A 2,462-nucleotide genomic window follows, 5' to 3' on the forward strand; every position below is an offset into this window, starting at 1 on the left:
CGGGGCGCCTGAGATCAAGATCAAAAGCAGATCAAAAGCAGATCAAAAGCAGATCAAGAGCGACTCGCTTCGCATCGTGGTTAGTGTTGTGTAGATACCTATGGCTATCGCTAGCAAGCCCACAGTGGTCGTGTACTGCCCACAAAATTAGCGCCTGGCACATCTCCCGTAGAGCTAACTGTTTACAGCCACCGGTCTTGCGCCAGCCAGTAGTGTCTGCGATTTAATCGCATATCGAGCCCCTCATGACCCGCTCCGAGACCTACTTGGACTCACCCTGCCAAACCACCCTCGAGCAAATCGAAACCCTGTTTCGCGAGCCGCCCTCATTGCGAGTGGTTGCGCAAGACAGCGCCCAGGGTTATTTGGACCAGCACCTGGGTACCGGCATATGGCGAGCCGGCCTGATCTACATCGGCACTCCCAACGACAGCGACGGCACGCTGGCTTACCAATCTCTGGCCGAGTTGGAAGCGCAGGCGTTTACGCGCATCCGCACCGGCCAGACCGGGCGCGTGCGACAAACCCTGGAAATCGAGCGCGCGAGCATTTCCCGACGCCTGGCCCGGCGCCTGTTTTTCAGCGTGGACTGAGGCGCGCTGGATAAGCCTGGCTTTTTAAAGTTATGTAATACTCTGCGCCGTTTTGCCCTGGCAGGGCCGGTCTAGACGGCGGGAAGCCCATCCGTCGAAGCCGATTTTTCCGGGGCTTATCGCCAAATTTTGCCGTTTATTGAGTGAAAAGCCCTATCGGTAGCTTTTTATACTGCACGCCCCGCTGTCCTGGCCGCGCATTTGCGCCAGGCGGGTTTGCCCACGAGGCAGGCCCGGTCCGGCCGGTGTATGAGCCCACCCGCTGATACGCCTGAGACTCGGTGGCTAAATCCAATAACAAAATGAGGTTGTATCCCTATGCCTGTTGGCAAACCACTGCCCCCTGGCGAGACCGCTCAAGGCGGCCCGCTCAAACGTGAACTGGGCGAGCGCCACATTCGCTTGATGGCCTTGGGCGCCTGTATCGGTGTCGGCCTGTTTCTCGGCTCGGCCAAGGCGATCGAAATGGCCGGCCCGGCCATCATGCTCTCGTACATCATTGGCGGCCTGGCGATCCTGGTGATCATGCGCGCCCTCGGTGAAATGGCGGTGCACAACCCCGTAGCCGGTTCGTTCAGTCGTTATGCCCAGGACTACCTGGGCCCCCTGGCAGGCTTTCTCACCGGTTGGAACTACTGGTTCCTGTGGCTGGTAACTTGCGTCGCGGAAATCACCGCCGTGGCGGTGTACATGGGCGTGTGGTTCCCCGACACGCCACGCTGGATCTGGGCCCTGGCGGCGCTGATCAGCATGGGCACCATCAACCTCATCGCAGTCAAGGCGTTCGGTGAGTTCGAGTTCTGGTTCGCGTTGATCAAGATCGTCACCATCATTGCGATGGTGATCGGTGGCGTGGGCATCATCGCCTTCGGCTTCGGCAATGACGGCGTGGCACTGGGCATTTCCAACCTGTGGACCCACGGCGGCTTCATGCCCAACGGTGTGCAGGGCGTGTTGATGTCGTTGCAGATGGTGATGTTCGCCTACCTGGGCGTGGAGATGATCGGCCTCACCGCTGGTGAAGCGCGCAACCCGCAGAAGACCATTCCCAGCGCTATCGGCTCGGTGTTCTGGCGCATCCTGCTGTTCTATGTGGGGGCGTTGTTCGTGATCCTGTCGATCTACCCGTGGAATGAAATCGGCACCCAGGGCAGCCCGTTTGTGATGACCTTCGAGCGCCTGGGCATCAAGACCGCTGCGGGCATTATCAACTTCGTGGTGATCACCGCCGCGTTGTCGTCCTGCAACGGCGGCATCTTCAGCACCGGGCGCATGCTCTACAGCCTGGCGCAGAACGGCCAGGCGCCGGCGACGTTCGGCACCACCTCCAGTAACGGCGTGCCACGCAAGGCGTTGCTGTTGTCGATCTTTGCCTTGTTGCTGGGCGTACTGCTCAACTACCTGGTGCCGGACCAGGTGTTCGTGTGGGTGACCTCCATCGCCACCTTCGGTGCGATCTGGACCTGGCTGATGATTCTGCTGGCCCAGCTCAAATTCCGCAAAGGCCTGAGCCCGGCCGAGCAAGCGGGCCTCAAGTACCGCATGTGGTTGTACCCGGTCAGCTCCTACCTGGCGCTGGCGTTCCTGGTGCTGGTGGTGGGCCTGATGGCGTACTTCCCCGAGACCCGTGTGGCGCTGTATGTAGGGCCTGCGTTTCTGGTGCTGTTGACCGTGTTGTATTACGCGTTCAAGTTGCAGCCGAGCGATGCGGCGGTGCGTTCCGCTGGCTGATGCCGGCCTGGCCTCCTGAGCTTGCTCCCGCGAAGGCCTGACAGCTGGAGCTGATCTAGCTGACGCGCCGCGGTCCACATGTGGGAGCTGGCTTGCCTGCGAAGACGGCCTGCCAGTCAACACAGTTGAACCGGGTAC

The 2,462-nt window shown here is 60.6% G+C and carries 2 protein-coding genes; both read left to right on the plus strand.

The window, feature by feature from the left end:
• Positions 1-245 precede the first annotated feature (245 nt).
• On the plus strand, positions 246-593 hold the full coding sequence (locus tag A7K61_RS33285) for a hypothetical protein (protein ID WP_069559019.1): 348 nt from the start codon (positions 246-248) through the stop codon (positions 591-593).
• 318 nt (positions 594-911) lie between these two features.
• A complete protein-coding gene (locus A7K61_RS30525; protein WP_044272099.1) occupies positions 912-2,324 on the plus strand; it encodes an amino acid permease in 1,413 nt (470 codons plus the stop codon).
• Positions 2,325-2,462 lie beyond the last annotated feature (138 nt).

Source organism: Pseudomonas sp. AP42, from assembly GCF_001728935.1.
GTDB lineage: Bacteria > Pseudomonadota > Gammaproteobacteria > Pseudomonadales > Pseudomonadaceae > Aquipseudomonas > Aquipseudomonas lactis.

Bases quoted from the DNA above. Each gene is read 5' to 3' on its own strand.
- A7K61_RS33285 (WP_069559019.1), top strand. From the start codon at position 246: ATGACCCGCTCCGAGACCTACTTGGACTCACCCTGCCAAACCACCCTC.
- A7K61_RS30525 (WP_044272099.1), top strand. From the start codon at position 912: ATGCCTGTTGGCAAACCACTGCCCCCTGGCGAGACCGCTCAAGGCGGC.